The 16,442-nt window shown below is 41.9% G+C and carries 17 protein-coding genes; all 17 read right to left on the bottom strand.

What is annotated here, in order from left to right; translation table 11 throughout:
* Positions 1 to 296 precede the first annotated feature (296 nt).
* The gene (spoIVA, locus tag H0266_RS03040) at positions 297 to 1,775 is read right to left on the bottom strand and encodes a stage IV sporulation protein A (RefSeq protein WP_181470900.1); all 1,479 of its coding nucleotides are present in this window, start codon (positions 1,773 to 1,775) and stop codon (positions 297 to 299) included.
* 937 nt (positions 1,776 to 2,712) lie between these two features.
* Positions 2,713 to 3,441: a hypothetical protein gene (locus tag H0266_RS03035; RefSeq protein ID WP_181470899.1), complete on the bottom strand. Its 729-nt coding sequence runs from the start codon at positions 3,439 to 3,441 to the stop codon at positions 2,713 to 2,715.
* 16 nt (positions 3,442 to 3,457) lie between these two features.
* Positions 3,458 to 3,655 (bottom strand): DUF2768 domain-containing protein, encoded by a 198-nt coding sequence (locus H0266_RS03030; protein WP_181470898.1) that lies wholly within the window; start codon positions 3,653 to 3,655, stop codon positions 3,458 to 3,460.
* A gap of 301 nt (positions 3,656 to 3,956) precedes the next feature.
* Entirely contained in the window at positions 3,957 to 4,214 is a 258-nt protein-coding gene (locus H0266_RS03025) for a stage VI sporulation protein F (RefSeq protein ID WP_181470897.1), read from the bottom strand.
* A 65-nt stretch (positions 4,215 to 4,279) separates the two neighbouring features.
* Complete coding sequence (locus tag H0266_RS03020; protein WP_181470896.1) at positions 4,280 to 5,320, bottom strand: NAD(P)H-dependent glycerol-3-phosphate dehydrogenase; 1,041 nt, start codon at positions 5,318 to 5,320, stop codon at positions 4,280 to 4,282.
* A gap of 24 nt (positions 5,321 to 5,344) precedes the next feature.
* Positions 5,345 to 6,655, bottom strand: a complete 1,311-nt coding sequence (gene der, locus H0266_RS03015) for a ribosome biogenesis GTPase Der (protein ID WP_181470895.1) — start codon at positions 6,653 to 6,655, stop codon at positions 5,345 to 5,347.
* 241 nt (positions 6,656 to 6,896) lie between these two features.
* The gene (locus tag H0266_RS03010; protein ID WP_181470894.1) at positions 6,897 to 7,082 is read right to left on the bottom strand and encodes a capping complex subunit for YIEGIA; all 186 of its coding nucleotides are present in this window, start codon (positions 7,080 to 7,082) and stop codon (positions 6,897 to 6,899) included.
* Positions 7,083 to 7,094: 12 nt separating this feature from the next.
* The gene (locus tag H0266_RS03005) at positions 7,095 to 7,967 is read right to left on the bottom strand and encodes a YIEGIA domain-containing protein (RefSeq protein WP_181470893.1); all 873 of its coding nucleotides are present in this window, start codon (positions 7,965 to 7,967) and stop codon (positions 7,095 to 7,097) included.
* On the bottom strand, positions 7,964 to 8,551 hold the full coding sequence (locus H0266_RS03000; protein WP_181470892.1) for a YphA family membrane protein: 588 nt from the start codon (positions 8,549 to 8,551) through the stop codon (positions 7,964 to 7,966). The genes H0266_RS03005 and H0266_RS03000 overlap by 4 nt, the downstream gene beginning before the upstream one ends.
* A 101-nt stretch (positions 8,552 to 8,652) precedes the next feature.
* Positions 8,653 to 9,681 (bottom strand): type 2 isopentenyl-diphosphate Delta-isomerase, encoded by a 1,029-nt coding sequence (gene fni / locus H0266_RS02995; protein ID WP_343063198.1) that lies wholly within the window; start codon positions 9,679 to 9,681, stop codon positions 8,653 to 8,655.
* A 10-nt stretch (positions 9,682 to 9,691) separates the two neighbouring features.
* On the bottom strand, positions 9,692 to 10,834 hold the full coding sequence (rpsA, locus tag H0266_RS02990; RefSeq protein WP_181470890.1) for a 30S ribosomal protein S1: 1,143 nt from the start codon (positions 10,832 to 10,834) through the stop codon (positions 9,692 to 9,694).
* Positions 10,835 to 10,935: 101 nt separating this feature from the next.
* Positions 10,936 to 11,517 (bottom strand): lysophospholipid acyltransferase family protein, encoded by a 582-nt coding sequence (locus H0266_RS02985; protein ID WP_181470889.1) that lies wholly within the window; start codon positions 11,515 to 11,517, stop codon positions 10,936 to 10,938.
* A 3-nt stretch (positions 11,518 to 11,520) separates the two neighbouring features.
* Complete coding sequence (gene cmk, locus H0266_RS02980; RefSeq protein ID WP_181470888.1) at positions 11,521 to 12,201, bottom strand: (d)CMP kinase; 681 nt, start codon at positions 12,199 to 12,201, stop codon at positions 11,521 to 11,523.
* Positions 12,202 to 12,353: 152 nt separating this feature from the next.
* Entirely contained in the window at positions 12,354 to 13,016 is a 663-nt protein-coding gene (locus H0266_RS02975) for a flagellar brake protein (RefSeq protein WP_181470887.1), read from the bottom strand.
* 286 nt (positions 13,017 to 13,302) lie between these two features.
* Positions 13,303 to 14,643: a germination protein YpeB gene (ypeB, locus tag H0266_RS02970; RefSeq protein ID WP_181470886.1), complete on the bottom strand. Its 1,341-nt coding sequence runs from the start codon at positions 14,641 to 14,643 to the stop codon at positions 13,303 to 13,305.
* Between the two features lie 14 nt (positions 14,644 to 14,657).
* Positions 14,658 to 15,461: a spore cortex-lytic enzyme gene (sleB, locus tag H0266_RS02965; protein ID WP_425484290.1), complete on the bottom strand. Its 804-nt coding sequence runs from the start codon at positions 15,459 to 15,461 to the stop codon at positions 14,658 to 14,660.
* A gap of 305 nt (positions 15,462 to 15,766) precedes the next feature.
* Positions 15,767 to 16,426 carry a glutamic-type intramembrane protease PrsW gene (prsW, locus tag H0266_RS02960; RefSeq protein ID WP_181470884.1) on the bottom strand — a complete coding sequence of 220 codons (660 nt, stop codon included), beginning with the start codon at positions 16,424 to 16,426 and terminating at the stop codon, positions 15,767 to 15,769.
* Positions 16,427 to 16,442 lie beyond the last annotated feature (16 nt).

Raw genomic sequence — 16,442 nt, 5'->3', positions numbered from 1 at the left:
TATTTAGCAGTCATCATGTGATGACAAGCCTTATATTAAACGAGTTTCTGAGGAAATTCAATAGAGAATCCTTCAACAATCGCGTTACAAAGCGATTCGGACGCTGAATTCCTCTTCAGTTCACAAGTAGCTTATCATAGATGAAAACCATTCGCAAGTAGCTCAAACCCTTGTCATCAAAGGGTTTACGTACATTGTGCCACTCTATTAACGTTATATACGACATGAAGATACATTTTTCCTTTAATCAGGGATATTTTTTCGAAAAAAAATTAAAACGGCCCCTCTGGGAGCCGTTATAATATGATGGCAATCATGCCACCGGAGCCTTCATTGATGATACGCTCCAGTGTTTCTTGTAGTTTATACCTTGCGTTTTCCGGCATAAGTGCAAGTTTCGCCTGGATCCCCTCTCTGACAATTGAGCTAAGCGAACGCCCAAATATATCGGAGTTCCAAATTGATAGCGGATCTTCCTCGAAATCTTGCATTAAGTACCTCACTAATTCCTCGCTCTGTTTCTCTGTGCCGATGATTGGTGAGAACTCTGATTGTACATCTACTTTAACCATGTGGATCGATGGAGCTACTGCTTTCAACCGGACACCGAATCTGGATCCTTGGCGTATGATTTCCGGTTCATCAAGGGACATATCTTCTAAACTAGGAGCTGCTATACCGTAACCTGTTTGTTTGACCATTTGCAAGGCATCGGCCACTTGATCATATTCTCTCTTCGCATGGGCAAAGTCCTGCATGATTTCAAGAAGATGATCCTTACCACGTATTTCTTCGCCGACAATTTCTTTCAAAACATGATCGTAGAGGTGCTCAGGAGCTTGTAAGTCAATTTCAGCGACACCTTCCCCGAGATCCATTCCAGAAATATGGGCTCCAGTAATATGTTCATAATGATCGAAGTTGCCGATCACAGTATCTACATCTCTGAGTCGTTTAATATCTTTAACTGTTTCTTCAATCGCACTCTGCAAATTATTTCTCAACCAATGCCTTGAATCAAGCACCATGACCCAGCTAGGAAGATTTACATTCACTTCGAGTACAGGAAATTCGAACAAGGCTTCCCTTAAAACATTGTGTACATCCTTCTCACGCATACTTTCTACAGATAGCGCCAGTACAGGGATATCGTATTTTTCAGCTAACTGGGACCTCAGACGTTCTGTGCTGTCGTGATGAGGTTGAGCAGAGTTCACTACCATAATGAACGGTTTCCCTACTTCACGTAGTTCTTCAACAATTTTTTCTTCTGCTTCTACATAATCTGCACGTGCGATTTCTCCAATCGTACCGTCCGTCGTTACGACAATTCCGATTGTAGAGTGCTCTTGAATCACTTTTTGAGTACCGATTTCAGCCGCTTCATGGAAAGGTATAGCCTCTTCGTACCATGGTGTATGAATCATCCGAGGGCCATGCTCATCTTCGTAACCGACAGCCCCATTCACCGCATAACCGACGCAGTCAACCATCCTCACTCGAATGTCCAAGTGTTCGTCAAGCTTGATCGTAGCTGCTTGATTCGGTACAAATTTAGGTTCTGTTGTCATGATCTGCTTTCCTGCAGCGCTTTGCGGAAGCTCATCCATCGCTCGTTCACGTTCAGACTCTTCTTCCATGTTAGGTAATACAACGAGTTCCATGAATTTTTTTATAAATGTAGACTTCCCAGTACGCACAGCCCCTACGACGCCTAAATAAATATCTCCATTTGTCCGTTTGGAAATATCACTAAAGATATCTACCTTTTCCAAAGGATCCCCTCCCAAATAAAATTTCACCATCATACAAGCCTAGACAATCTAAGTCTATGATGTTGTCCTATTGAAATATGACTGAATCCCAAAAATGCGTTGAGTGGAGATGGAATGATATAGGAAACGGTCAGGACGTCAACCTACTCTATATGTATCTTCAAACGGTCGATTTCATGTCTTAAAAATTTACTAACGTTAATAAATTCTTGATCGTAGGGCCTTTAATCATTCAAATTCGATCATTCTTGAATCAGAAGGACTCATGAAGATTTTTATTGTTGTATCATGTTCTGTTTTTATTCAACTATCAGTCAGGTATCTGGAATACTTGAATTTGAGGTGTTATGGTCCGTTCGTTCATAAGAGAGTCTGGAGGGAAAGGGAAACAGCCCGCTTTCCGCGGGGAACACTGAGTCTCCTCGAGCTAAAACCCTCCGGGGTCTCAGCCTGTTCCATTTTCCTGGAGGAGTCTACCTGTTTTCTCTTCTTTCCTTGCGATATATTGGACGAACGGACCTCAATTCGGACAAACGACCTTCTATATCGGACATATGCTAAGCCTATTCAGTCATAGGTCACATTTTTTTCGGACACCTAGTTTTTTCAATATCAGCAAGGCCACAATCTCCTCTTCAATGAATCGTCCGACTTACTATTCTGGGTGGGTGTGGTGTGAAATGGCGAGACTCCCGCGGGAGAAGGGCTAAAGGAAGACCCCACAGGGAGTGGCAACGATCGAGGAGGCTTTCCGGTCCCCCCCGCAGGAAAGCGAGTCATTTCCCACCACACCCTATACCTAATTTCGAGGAGAGCCATAAGTCTCCATTTCGAGTCTTCAAGATATGAGGGATTATATGTGGTAAGATAAAATATCAACTTTCAACTATTATGTATTAAATAAAAAACCGCTCCCTTTAAAGGAAGCGGTCATCTATTAAGAACCCTGATGTTCACTCATAAATATAGGTTCTCCATCTTGAACGGTGTACTCATCTGAATAACCAGGCACAAATGGTGCGTGATCCGTTAATAGATAACGAATATCCTCACCTGACTGGTATTGGTGTTCTTGCTCGTTTAAATACGTATATAAGTCTTTACGATAATCAATCAACACTTCCCCCGCAGCGTTCAAATACACAGGTAACATCTGCTGGGAGTAGGGACTATCGATCATCGGTGGTTCATCCAGGCCGATTTGCTCGTGATCCAACTCATATACACCTTTGGCTATTTGATCTCCAAATGGCGGATAGCGATTATCTTCCTGGTAAAATTGCACTTTTAACTGAAGAGATCTTAATGTTTCAGTATTTCTCAAATCTAATACTTTTACAGTAGGATCAGTTTCAGGATGAATGATGACATATTGGTAATACCCACCATTCTCAAAAGAAGTCCCGGGAAGTTCCCCAATCAGACCCTGTTGTTTCAACTTACTGAAATCCAATTGATATTTTTGGAAGATTGGTGTCTCTTGTGGTTTCGTTTTGATAGGCAATAACCCATTCTGATTGGTCTGGTATTGATCTACTGCATTTTGAATGGTCTCTAACTGCACCTGGCTTGGCACCTGATTCTTTTGTAACTCTGCGTTTGGATAAAGACACCCGGTCAATACCATTAGCAATAAAGGTACGACCATTAACTTTAGCCACTTCATGCTGTGTCCTCCTTTTTCACGCTGTTGGTCCACTGAGAACGATATAAAAAATAATGATCCCGCCGAGAATCATAAAGATATAAGCTAAGAAAGCAACAATTCCAGAAAAAACACCTGATAGTTTATGTCTACTTAAATAAATCAACCCGACAGCTAAAAATAATGAAATCATGCCACCGAAGGAAATATACATCTTAAGCATGGATTCAGACATCCGTTTTCCCCCTCTTCATGCGCAAATTGCTCCTGACATTATACCACAAATTGTATCAAAAGCGGAAGATGAGATGAAGGCAATTACGCACAACGTCAAGCTCTGTTCTAGAGGTATGTAGCCGTTCACATTTATACGTGAATGCCATCACTTCCCTTTAATGTCCACAAAAAAAGACCGGAGCATAAAAACGCCCCGGTTGACTAAATAATTCCCGCTCAGCTCATGTGTAATGATTGCTGCGAGTTATTCTATGCACTTTTTCGAAGGACTGCCTCATCAGGAGCCCATAGTTCATGAATTACTTTAAAAACTTGCCTAGCGTATTCATATCAAGAGGCATATTTTGCTTTGTAATGGCTTCGACGATTTTATCTTCCTTTTGTTTGGAAACCGGCTTATTTGCCATTTTCGAAAGCTGGCGAATCAATCGCCTGACCGTTTTCTCGTCAGTGAAATCTGCATTCTGAACAGAGTTCGCCACAGAGAAAACTTCATCCGCATCAATATTCGCATTCTTTTTCAGATGGTCGAAAATATTCTTCTGAAAATCACTCATGAATAGTTGACCTCCTCGTGCATTGGGTTCTGGATAGTATATGCACGGAGGCCCAAATGGTTCAGTTACTCATTCATATGTTCATCAAGAATATTCGTTAAGTCTTCCATCTCATGTCTGCGGATACGCGTCATCAATTGATCGACGACGTCTCGAGGGTCTTCGGAATCGAACAATATACGATAGATGCCTCCTGTGATCGGCATTTCGACTTTCTGGGTTTGCGAAAGTTGGTATGCCGCTTTCGTTGTTCGCACACCTTCAACGACCATACCCATTTGTTCCAACACTTCCTCCAAGTCATGACCCTGCCCGAGCTTGTATCCTGCTCTCCAATTTCGACTATGAGAACTTGTACAAGTGACGATCAAATCCCCGATTCCTGTCAATCCGGAGAACGTTAAAGGGTTAGCTCCCATGGATGTACCAAGACGAGCAATCTCAGCAAGCCCTCTTGTTATGAGGGCTGCCTTTGCGTTATCACCATAGCCAAGCCCATCAGAGATACCTGCACCGAGCGCAATGATATTCTTTAAAGCACCACCTAGCTCAACACCTACAATATCAGGCGACGTATAGACACGGAATTGGCGGTTAATGAATAAGTCTTGGACACGCTCAGCGACTTCTAAACGCTCAGCTGAGACCGTTACGGTCGTCGGTTGTCTAAGACTTACTTCCTCCGCATGACTTGGGCCTGAAAGAACAACCACATCATCGTATAGCTCTTCCGCCATTTCTTCACGGACGATTTCTGATACGCGCTTATACGTTTCCGGTTCAATTCCTTTGGAAGCATGTGTAATCGTTACTTTGCGATCGATTACTTGATTTAAGTTTTGGCAGACCTCTCTGATCGCTTTTGTTGGCACGACAAGTATGATATCGTCCGCATCTTTCACGACAGCGGATAGCTCGATATCAGCCACAATTTGTTCAGGGATACTGATTCCTTGTAAGTATTTATCATTGGTTCTTTTTTCGTTGATTTCATCAGCTAATTCTTTACGGTGCGCCCATAAACCAACTTCATGTCCGTTATCTGCTAGAACGATGGCGAGAGCTGTCCCCCAGCTCCCGGCACCTAACACAGCTACTTTCCCCATCTTATCTAGCTCCCTTCCGTCACTTTAACTCCGCCTTCTAGCGAAGATTTTAATTGGAGTTCCTTCAAATCCGAATGCATCACGAATACGGTTTTCAAGGAAACGTTCATACGTAAAGTGCATCAACTCAGGCTCGTTTACGAATACCACGAATGTAGGTGGCTTTACAGATACTTGAGAGGCATAGAAGATCTTCAACTTCTGTCCTTTTATCGATGGAGCAGGGTTCATAGCTAAAGCATCCATGATCACATCATTCAGAACATTCGTCTGTACACGTTTGGCATGGTTTTCACTAGCTTCAAGTACACGCGGTAATAACGTGTGGATTCGCTTTTTCGTTTTAGCAGATAAATAAACGATCGGTGCGTAATCCAAGAATCTGAAGTTATCTCGGATCTTATCCTCGAATTCCTTCATCGTTTTCTCTTCAACTTCCATCGTATCCCACTTGTTCACGACAATGACAACCGCTTTTCCGGCTTCATGTGCATATCCAGCAATTTTCTTATCTTGCTCTTGAATACCTGTATCTGCATCTATAAGCGTTAAAACGACGTCGGATCGTTCTATAGCTTTCAGGGCTCTCATAATGCTGTATCGTTCTGTGGATTCGTACACTTTTCCACGCTTACGCATACCAGCTGTATCGATAATGACATAATCCTGATCGTCTTTTGTAAACGGCGTATCAATAGCATCGCGCGTCGTTCCAGGTATTTCACTAGCGATCACACGCTCCTGACCAAGCAAGCTGTTCACTAAAGAAGATTTGCCGACGTTCGGTCGTCCAATCAAACTAAAGCGTATTGTTTCATCATCTTCCATTTCCTGTTCCCTTTCAGGAAAATGCTTAATCACTTCATCAAGCATATCCCCAAGACCTAAACCGTGTGTACCTGAAATAGGGAAGGGTTCGCCGAATCCTAATGAATAAAATTCGTAAATGTTCTCTCTCATTTCAGGGTTGTCCACTTTGTTAACACCTAAGACAACTGGTTTATTCGATCTGAATAAAAGGTTTGCGACTTCTTCATCGGCTCCTGTGATGCCGTCGCGTCCGTTTACCATGAACACGATAACGTCTGCTTCATCAATCGCAACTTGAGCTTGTGCTCTCATTTGAACGAGAAGCGGTTCATCACCGAGTTCAATCCCTCCAGTGTCAATCAGGTTAAAGTTCGTTGTAAGCCACTCGGCCTCTGCATATATTCGGTCTCTTGTCACTCCTGGTGTATCTTCAACAATGGAAATTCTTTCACCGACGAGCCGATTAAAGATGGTTGATTTACCAACGTTCGGTCGTCCGACAATCGCTACTACTGATTTTCTCATGAAAGGATCATCCTTTCTTCTATTCTGGTTTCATTATTTCATGTTCTATTCAGTGTGAAAAGCTGTTTGTAAGGCTTTTGCTTAAGCACGATCCTTCTTAGTCTCTTATTCAGCCGCGTGAGTTTCGGCCAATTCGCTCAAAAAAATACTGCTCTCCTAGGGATCAGCTGAGCCTGAGTCCGATAGAACAGCAGAAAGCCATTAACTCTATTATTTTAGCAAATTTATCTACAATGTACAATTAGTGCTTCACGATGATGTACAAATGGTCGCTGAGCGCATGGGCAATTCCATCAAGAATAGCCTCCAAATTCGCTGCCACAGCTTCCATCTCTTCTTTCGTCTCACAAGTGAAGACAGCTGCACTTCCCGCTACTTTATTTGTTTTTGTCGTAACAGCCGCCAAGATCGCTTTCTCCATTTTCATAGCCGCCGCCTCCTAATCAATCTTTTTTGATGGCATTTGAATCGCATTTTCAAGAACAGGAACAGCCGAGATGACTTCTTTTGCACGAAGCGGATCCTGCAATTGAGGTAATATGAACACACCAATGCGCCCATCATTCAAGTCGCGCTTGATTAATGGAACAAGCGCCGGAGTACCCGAATCACGAAACACACCTAAAGAAACGGAAACATCGTGCAAAATCGCCTGTCTTTGACCGAGGTTCGCGATTGTAGACCTTACGCTGAAGGACTTAGGAGTCAATATAAAGCCCATTCCGTATTTCAAAATCTCTTCTTGGCGCTCAGGCAGTCCGATGTTCATAATGTAAATATTGTCGACATACAGCCCCGCTCCATCGAATGATAAAGTCGACTCTTCAACTGTGACGATGTCCGAAAGCTTCGACCCGCTCATCCAAAACGTACACATAATAAATGCAACGATAGCCGCACCAATTGCCACCCACAAGTTGACAGCCAAATAACATAGAGTCACAATGAATGAGGTGAAAATCACTAAGTAATTTCGACTTTCGAACGCTACAGCTATGCCCTCAATATACGTATTTCCTCTTGGAACAAGCTCGAAAGCATCCATTTCTGTTAACGTGTTTCTTTCCATATTCCTTACTTCTCTAAATTGAGAAGCAGCTAGTGTTAAAAATGTCACCGCAGTGAATTCCTTCTCCATGATGGAAGGGATGGCAATTGTGCCTAAAGATGCAGCGATGAAACCTAAAGACAAGTGAATGATCTTTCCATGTAGATAAGTTGGATATTGACGATAATCTGTACGCAGCATATAAACCCGCATTGCTGTCCCTACCAAGATACCGAATAAAATGGGATACGTGTATTCATTCACACCGGTGCAGCTCCTTTTCTAGATGAATTTCTTTTGACCCATCGTTTCAACTGAAATATAGCGTGAAGAACAAGTATGGTAAGAAAACCTTTCATCACCAAAAGCAAAGTTCCATTCATGGAGACGACTGCTTCCATCTCATACACAGAAAAAACGAGGGTTGACCATAGCATTCCCAAGCCGTTGATCATCAACCATAAACCGAGAACACTTAGTAAATCTTGTACAAAACTGAATAACAAATAAATGCTTATAATGAACAACGGGTAAAGAAAAGGGAATTGCAACCATAGTGGAGCAACGACAAGAAATAATTGTGCAGCAGAGTAGCCGAGACTAAGTAAAAAAGGCCAAAAGTGTTGCACCATTCTTTTCTTCTCTTTCACCCATAAATTCAAGCCGAAGACAAAAAGAAATAAAGGATGAAAAAACAGAAACCAATTATGGTTCAACATTTCAACGGAATATAAACACATGGCCACTCCTGTAAAGCAAAGAACGCGTTTCTTAAGAGAGTCACTTTCAATATAGAAAAATACAATAATCACGATGAGCCATGCGTACCAATAAAAAGATGCGGCCATATTAACCTCCCCCTCCCAACTATTATGGCGAACCCAAGTGCACTTTAAACTTTCACACAAAAAAAGCTTATGACTACATGTAGTCATAAGCTTTTTCGATATTAAAGACGTTGGTCCGCCCATTCTTTTGTTCGCCCATATAATACATAAGCTTTATTTCTGAAATCAGGGATTCCTCTAGCATTCATTAGCATCATTGCGATTTTCACTTCACGGTGAATATGCTCGATTTCTGTAACCAATGCGTCCTTACCTTCATCAATAAGAACTTTCAGCAGTCCCCCGGCCATCCCAAAGGCTTTGGCACCAAGAATAAGAGACTTCACCCCATCAAGCCCATGACGTACACCGCCGGATCCAATCAAATGGATATCAGGGAAATGATGGCTTAGTTCAAGGATCGACATCGGTGTCGGGATTCCCCAATTGTTAAAGGATGCAAGTGGTTTTTCTCTTCGCAGATTTTCTACTTTAGAGAAATTAGTTCCACCACGACCTCCAACATCAATATAACGAACTCCGATACTTCTCAGTGTGCTGACGCTCTCTTTCGATATCCCATACCCGACTTCTTTCACAATAACGGGTACAGTAGACTTCGTTACGATCTGTTCGATATTCTTCAACCGCTCCGTGAAATTACGGTCCCCCTCAGGCATGATCATTTCCTGTAAAGTGTTAATGTGTATTTGTAAGGCATCTGCCTGCAACATATTTATAGCTTCTAAAGCTTGTTCCGCATTGGCTTCGCTACCTACATTTGCAAAAATGGTACCCTCAGGATTCATCTCACGAACAATTTCATATGTTTTGCGTTCCTCAGGGTTTTTCAAAGCAGACATTTGCGATCCGACAGCCATTCCAATACCCGTTTCTTTTGCTGCAATAGCTATGTCACGATTAATCTCCTCTGTTTTTGCTCCACCACCGCCAGTCATAGCATTGACAAAAAGAGGGGAACTTAATGAAAGTTCCCCTACCTCTGTACCTATATTTAAAGAATGATAGTCTAGGTTAGCTAAACTCTGGTGAACAATATCCATATCATCGAAATGATTATGGTGTTCTCTTTCGTGACCTAGCGCATGGTGGATATGGTCAATCTTCCTTTCAGATCTAGACACATCCATCACCATCTTATTATTTTTTATACTTGTCTAATTTATCACCAATCATATCACTTAGTGAAAATCCGGAATTGTCATCCTCTTTCTCATACTGCTGAATATCTTGACGCTCTTCATCGCGTTCAAGTTCCTTCATGCTTAGTGATAGTCGTTTAGCATTTTCGTCTACATCTAACACTTTCACTTCTACTTGTTGCCCTTCTTCCAATACCTCATCAGGGGTACCGATGTGACGATTGGAAATTTGTGAAATGTGTACAAGTCCTTCTACTCCAGGAAGCACTTCAACGAAAGCACCAAAGCTCACTAAACGGCGAACCGTTCCTTCTAACACTTCGCCTGTTTTCACTTTGTTCTGAATATCGTGCCACGGTCCAGGCTGTGTCGCTTTAAGTGAAAGGGAAATTCTTTCATTATCACGATCAACAGACAGAACTTTAACTTTGACCGTTTGACCTTCTTCCACCACATCTGAAGCTTTCTCAACATGTTGATGAGAAAGTTGGGAGATATGTACGAGACCGTCAATACCTCCAAGGTTTACGAACGCACCGAAGTCTGTTAAACGCTGAACAGTACCTTCGATTTCTTGACCGTCTTCAAGTGATTGAAGGACGTCATATTTTTTTGCAGATTCTTCTTGCTCAACAACAGCACGATGAGAAAGAATAACGCGGTTCTGTTCTCGATCCAGTTCAACGACTTTCAAGGTAAGGCTCTTACCTTTGTAGTCCTCAAAATCTTCAACATAGTAAGTTTCGACTAGGGACGCAGGAATAAATCCACGAAGTCCGATATCCACGACAAGTCCGCCTTTTACAACGTCCTTTACCTCGGCTTCGAAAATTTCACCGCTTTCAAATTTCTCTTCCAAGTCCTGCCAAGCTTTATCGGCATCCACAGCACGCTTGGATAGTACGATTTCGTCATCTTCTACTTTCTTAACTTGCAGCGTCAGCTCGTCTCCTTCACTGACAGCATCAGATGCTTTTTCTACATGAAGGCTGGATAATTCACTTATAGGGACAATACCCTCCACTTTATATCCAACATCTACGAGGACCTGTTTTTCTTCAATCTTCACGACTTTACCAGTCACGATGTCCCCTGCAGAGAATTCTTTCATTCCAGATACTTCTTGATTCATTTCATCCATACCAAGCTACCTCCTTCAAATTCCGACACAACCGAAATACAGAAATGCCCTTTTGTCTAACTTCTAATATTTAGCGCCGTTTGTCAAGTAATTACCTCTGTTTATTGATTAATTTTATGCAATTGTCTGATTTCTTCCATAATCCGATCTGTAACAACTTGTGCAGAGGCTTTTTCCTCGCGATATTCCGTCATATCGATCGGTTCACCATAAACAACTTTAAGAGGTTTGAACTTTTCATACGGCCCGATAATGGCACACGGAACGATATAAGCATTTGAGCGGAGCGCGAAAAAGCCTGCACCAGCAAGTCCTTTTCCGATTTCCCCATTCTTTTGCCTTGTTCCTTCCGGGAATAACCCTAGTGCATGATGATCTTTCAATACTCCAAGACCTTTACGGAGTGCATTTCGGTCGCGCATGCCTCGTTTTATTGGAAAGGCATGAACTCTTTTCAATATTCCCCCAATGAAGCGGTTCTTAAACAATTCTTCTTTTGCCATGAAGTAGATGTTTCGACTGCTTGTAATCCCGACAATGGGAGGATCGAAGTTCGAAATGTGGTTGGAACAAATGATCACGGGACCTTCTTTCGGTATGTTTTCTTTCCCGACCACCTTGATGCGGTACAAGGGATAAAAAATGACTGTACAAAGAAACTTACCAAGTTTGTAGAGATTCATGCTTCAATCCTCCTGTTCTTCCGTCTTCTTCACGATGTCGATGATCCGATCAACGACTTCATCGATTGATAAAGAAGTAGTATCCAACTCAATGGCATCCTCCGCTTTTAAGAGTGGGGAAGTTTCACGATTTGAATCGAGATCGTCACGCTTGCGGATTTCCTCTTTTAACTGCTCTAGATCTGACGAAAAGCCTTTTTCTACATTTTCTTTGTATCGCCGTTCGGCACGTTCTTCGACGGAAGCTATCATGAAGATTTTGACCTCAGCATTTGGAAGTACATGCGTACCTATGTCACGTCCATCCATGACTACGCCTTGTTCCTTAACTAATTGTTGCTGACGATTGACCATTTCTTCTCTAACGTGCTTGTGCTTTGCGACAATCGATACTTGATTGGTTACTTCGTTTGTCCGAATTTCATCGGATACGTCGCGTCCGTTTACCATCACCCGTTGACCCTGATCGGACTGAACGAGTTTTAAATCACTCTGTTTTAATAACTGCTCTAGAGCACTTTCATCCTCTAATGATATTTTCTCTTGGAGCGCTTTCCAAGTTAATGCGCGGTACATAGCCCCAGTATCCACATAGATAAAAGAGAGTTTTTCTGCTACTTTTTTAGCGACGGTACTCTTTCCTGCAGCCGCTGGACCGTCAATTGCAATTGTCATTGTGCTCATACAAAACCTGCCTCCATCTTTCCATTACTAACATTAAAAGCATCCCATTGATCGAAAAATTTTCATGATCTATCGCCTGTCTGATGCTGTTTTCGTGGTGTAATCAATGTAAAGAATAACATAACATTTTATGAAAAATCCATCTTATTTTGCTATTGTAAACGTCGCCTGCGCATATGCATCTGCTGCTCGAAACAGAACTGAATGACTTTTTGTCTATGTTTATCTAATATATCATCGAATTCTACTGACACTTTAGGCGGGTTACTGTTCTTTTGTTGAATCACTCGAATGACAGTTCCTCTCGTCTCAACATAATAATACTCCCCAGAATTCATCCCAAGGATTAACATCATATTTAAACCCTCCCCCTCCTTGAGTGCTCTAGTTTTAGGCTGGACAACCGCTACACCGCCTCCACTAATATCCGATGTAACCGTGGTATGCGAGCCTTCTTCCCCCATTATCGAAACATCAACGGACGTCTCTACACGTACGTATCTTCTCCTCTGAATGCGTTCAAGTTTTTCCATACCAGGAAACGTCAGAACGATGACCGGAATATTCAACTTTTTGCGTGCCACCACTTCTGTTTCAAACCAATATACGGATTGATCTTCGCCAACAAAACTCGCTTGAAACTGAGCACCTTCCATAAAAAAGCCCGTCTTACCAGTTGAGGTGTGTACAGGGTAGTCGATATATATGTATTCACCTTGGAAATCAACAAGCTTGCACTTGTATTTATCCTCTTCTTCTTCTGGACCACGATCCACATCTAAATTTATAGGCATTCCAATTTTGATAATTTCCATGTTTATCCCCCTTGAACACGGCTCTCTCATGCATATAATTATCTCATCCTTTCTTAAAAAATGGAAGAGAGTAGGTATAAAGATTTAAATCTAAAGTAAGTTGAGGCTTTTTACCCATTATCACCTATAATGTCCACAGAAAGAAAAAAGCCTTTTCAATGTGTGAAAAGGACTTAATTATCCCAAGAGTAGCCGAATATGTAGAACGTTGTTCAATAATTTTAAAACGAGCGGTAAGCCACAAAGACTCTCCGCTCGCTCTTTGGATTTCACACTTATACACCCTTTAAACTTCTTCATTGAACTTCGTTTCTGATTTCTTCATGGTTTCTACTTTCTCTTCATTTCCATTGGTTGCGTTTATGAATATGCGATAGGTCGTTCCTTCCATCGTCGTGAGGAATTCATAGCATAGGACTTCCTCTTTAATATCATTTTCAATGACAGCTAAACGATGTTCTTGAATCTCGAGCTGCGGATTAACCCTAGACCGCGCCTCCTCTTCGGATAGTGTTGGAGGGTTGATCGCTCGCTTATTATGAAAATTGAAATATTCGCGTGCGGATAGCCCTAGAACTTCGCCATTATCTAAAGCCACCTTCACGACCATAGCGTCTGGATAATATCGAATATCATCTTTTGTGTGAACAAAACGGAAGATTCCGATCTTTTCGTATTGACTACTTTCGACGAGCTCCAATGATTCGACATCTAGTTGTTTCACATACTTCTTCGCCTCGTTTGAAGCTTCATGCAAACTGATTTTCGATTCCTTAACGGGACGACTGATCATCACCGTTAATGGATGACCGCCTTTTTTCGTTAAGTCTATATAGCCGTTTTTCTCGCCGTCTTGGAATGAACCGGTGATGGTCGGAACGTCCGCTCCTTTACCAGAGCTTGTCATCGTAAGTTTGGATTGATCCACATCTTCCAGCCATCGACTTGCGATTTTCTTGGCTTGCTTTTCAGAGATTTCATTACCCGTAATAAACTTGTACTGTTTATCTGGACCAGAAGAACCGGTTCCTGTCCCTAGCTCTGTTGTTTCAAATCCATCCACGGTTTTTTCAACCGTTTTGAAGCCGTTCACAATCGTATTATCCCCTACCTCATCATTCGTTGCCAAAGCTAGTTGTACATCCATCCAACGAAGGTTGTCTTTAAGTACAACGTTTTGAACTTTACGAAGTTCATTCTTAATTTCTCTTGAATACTCATGTAGCTCTTCCAACTTCTTGACTTCATCTTCGCTCAATGGTTTTTTCTCCAAATCACGCACGGCTGTACGATAGGCAAAATCACCAATTTGTGATAAGAACTCTTCCGTTTTGTTGAAAGGCATAAGGGTCAAAGGTAATTGCCCAACGTCACTATTGGCTTCAGATGTGACTTTCCATATTTCAGCAAGTTGCGGGGATAATTGCTGACGGGAATTCATTGCGAGAGACGCCCCGATTTTATCGTGTAGCAGTTCCATATTGTATGTGAGTTCGTGAAAAGCTCGCTGATAACTATTTTCAGCTTGAATGAGCACAGCATTTTTATCTTGGTTTTCTTTATACCCCCACACACCAGCACCAATCGTCGTAATACTTAACAGCGCAATGATGATCGTTCGAATCATTTGTCTTGCACCTCCTATTTACAAAAGACATGTTTTCCGATTTGTTTGATTTGTGGTCGTGTCCAGATCCAGCTCGACGTTGCAGTATTAGGGTTAAAATAATAAATCGCTTGACCAGATGGATCCCATCCGTTAAGTGCATCTAGGACGGCTTCTTTCGCCGTTTCGTTCGGCGTCAGCCATATCTGCCCATCACTGACGGCGGTGAAAGCTCTAGGCTCAAAAATGACACCCGACACGGAATTCGGGAACGAAGGACTGGATACACGGTTAATAATCACAGCCGCAACAGCTACTTGACCCACGTATGGTTCTCCTCGCGCCTCACCATACACAGCATTTGCCATCAATTGTATATCATTTTGAGAATAGCCACTTGGCACATTGACCGCGGTCGGTTCATCAGGTTGTTCGGTCACTTCATTCTCTTGCTGTTGTCCTTGTTGTTGTCCTTGTTGCCCTTGATCAGACTGTTGTTCCTTTGGGACACCTCCGTAATAAGTGAAGTCGTTCCCTTGGCGAATCTGCTCTTTAACAAATCCCTCATCATAATTGCTTGCTTTGTTCAATTTATCTTTCACTGCCTGACCAACAAGTCCATCAATCTCTAAACCGAATTCACTTTGAAAATTTCGTACAGCCCAGTAAGTACCCCAACCGAATACTCCATCGATTTCGCCATTATAGAAACCGAGGTACTGCAACCTAGACTGTAATTCAATCACGTCATCTCCAGTAGCCCCTTGCTGAATGACCTGATTGGAAAATGCATGAACGGGTTTTACATTCGTCCATTCTGAAAGAGGCATGACCATCATACTAAAACCTAAAACGATGATGACTGTTTTTTTCCATATCATCCCTGTACACTCCTGACCTTAATAATTTTCATCCTTCTCTTACAGTTCATTGATTCCATGAAGTTGCAAAAGGCCGACGAAACCGCTCACCTATCCTTACAAAGATCCCAGTTTCTCTTCATAGGGCTAGTTTTCGACGAATGATGAAAGTTATACATGTCAAGTCAGCTACAAAGACGATTAAGTGATGCAAGTCTCTGCTATTTCAGAAATCATATCCTTATCTTCGTTCACTAAAAAACCTGCCGAGATTCGACAGGTTTCTAAGGTTTCAACAATTCTTCATGGTGCTTGTTCGCAGCTTGTATCTTCCTGAATCCAATGACCCATAATACAATCATGAAAGGAGTAATCCAATAGAGCCAGGTTTGTTCACGAACCGTAATGATATAGTCATAAAGTGTATGTAAACTGACAGGAATCATCAATGCAAAAAATAGACACAATGTAGGATGAGCGTTAGTGAATTTGGCTTTTCCTATATAAAAGCCCATTATGATTCCGAATAAAGCGTGGGAAGAAACGGGAAAAATAGCCCGTAACATGGCAATTTCTATTCCATTGGCAAAAAGATAAATGATATTCTCAATCGTCGCGAACCCTAAACTGATCGCGACAGCATAAATAATGCCATCGTAATGATGATCAAAAGCTGAATGTTGATAGGCCACAAACAACAAAAAAAACCATTTGAAAAATTCTTCAATTAATCCAGCTAAAAAAAAGGACTTTAATAAAGGCGATTGAAATATATTCTCCGCTTCAAACGCATACTGGATGAACATAATCGGAAAAACCATAATAACCCCGATGATGAACATGCGTACAATCAAGGGCAAGGGTTCTAATTCTATTTTCTTACTCAAATATATAAATGTCATGATGGCTACGGCAGGAGAAATGGCCGCAGTTAGAATGGCCATAATCAATCAGCCCTCT

Origin of the sequence: Halobacillus locisalis, from assembly GCF_013694105.1 — a bacterium.
GTDB lineage: Bacteria > Bacillota > Bacilli > Bacillales > Halobacillaceae > Halobacillus > Halobacillus locisalis.
The sequence above is the reverse complement of the archived record's forward strand: the minus strand, read 5'-3'. Positions and strand labels throughout refer to the sequence as shown.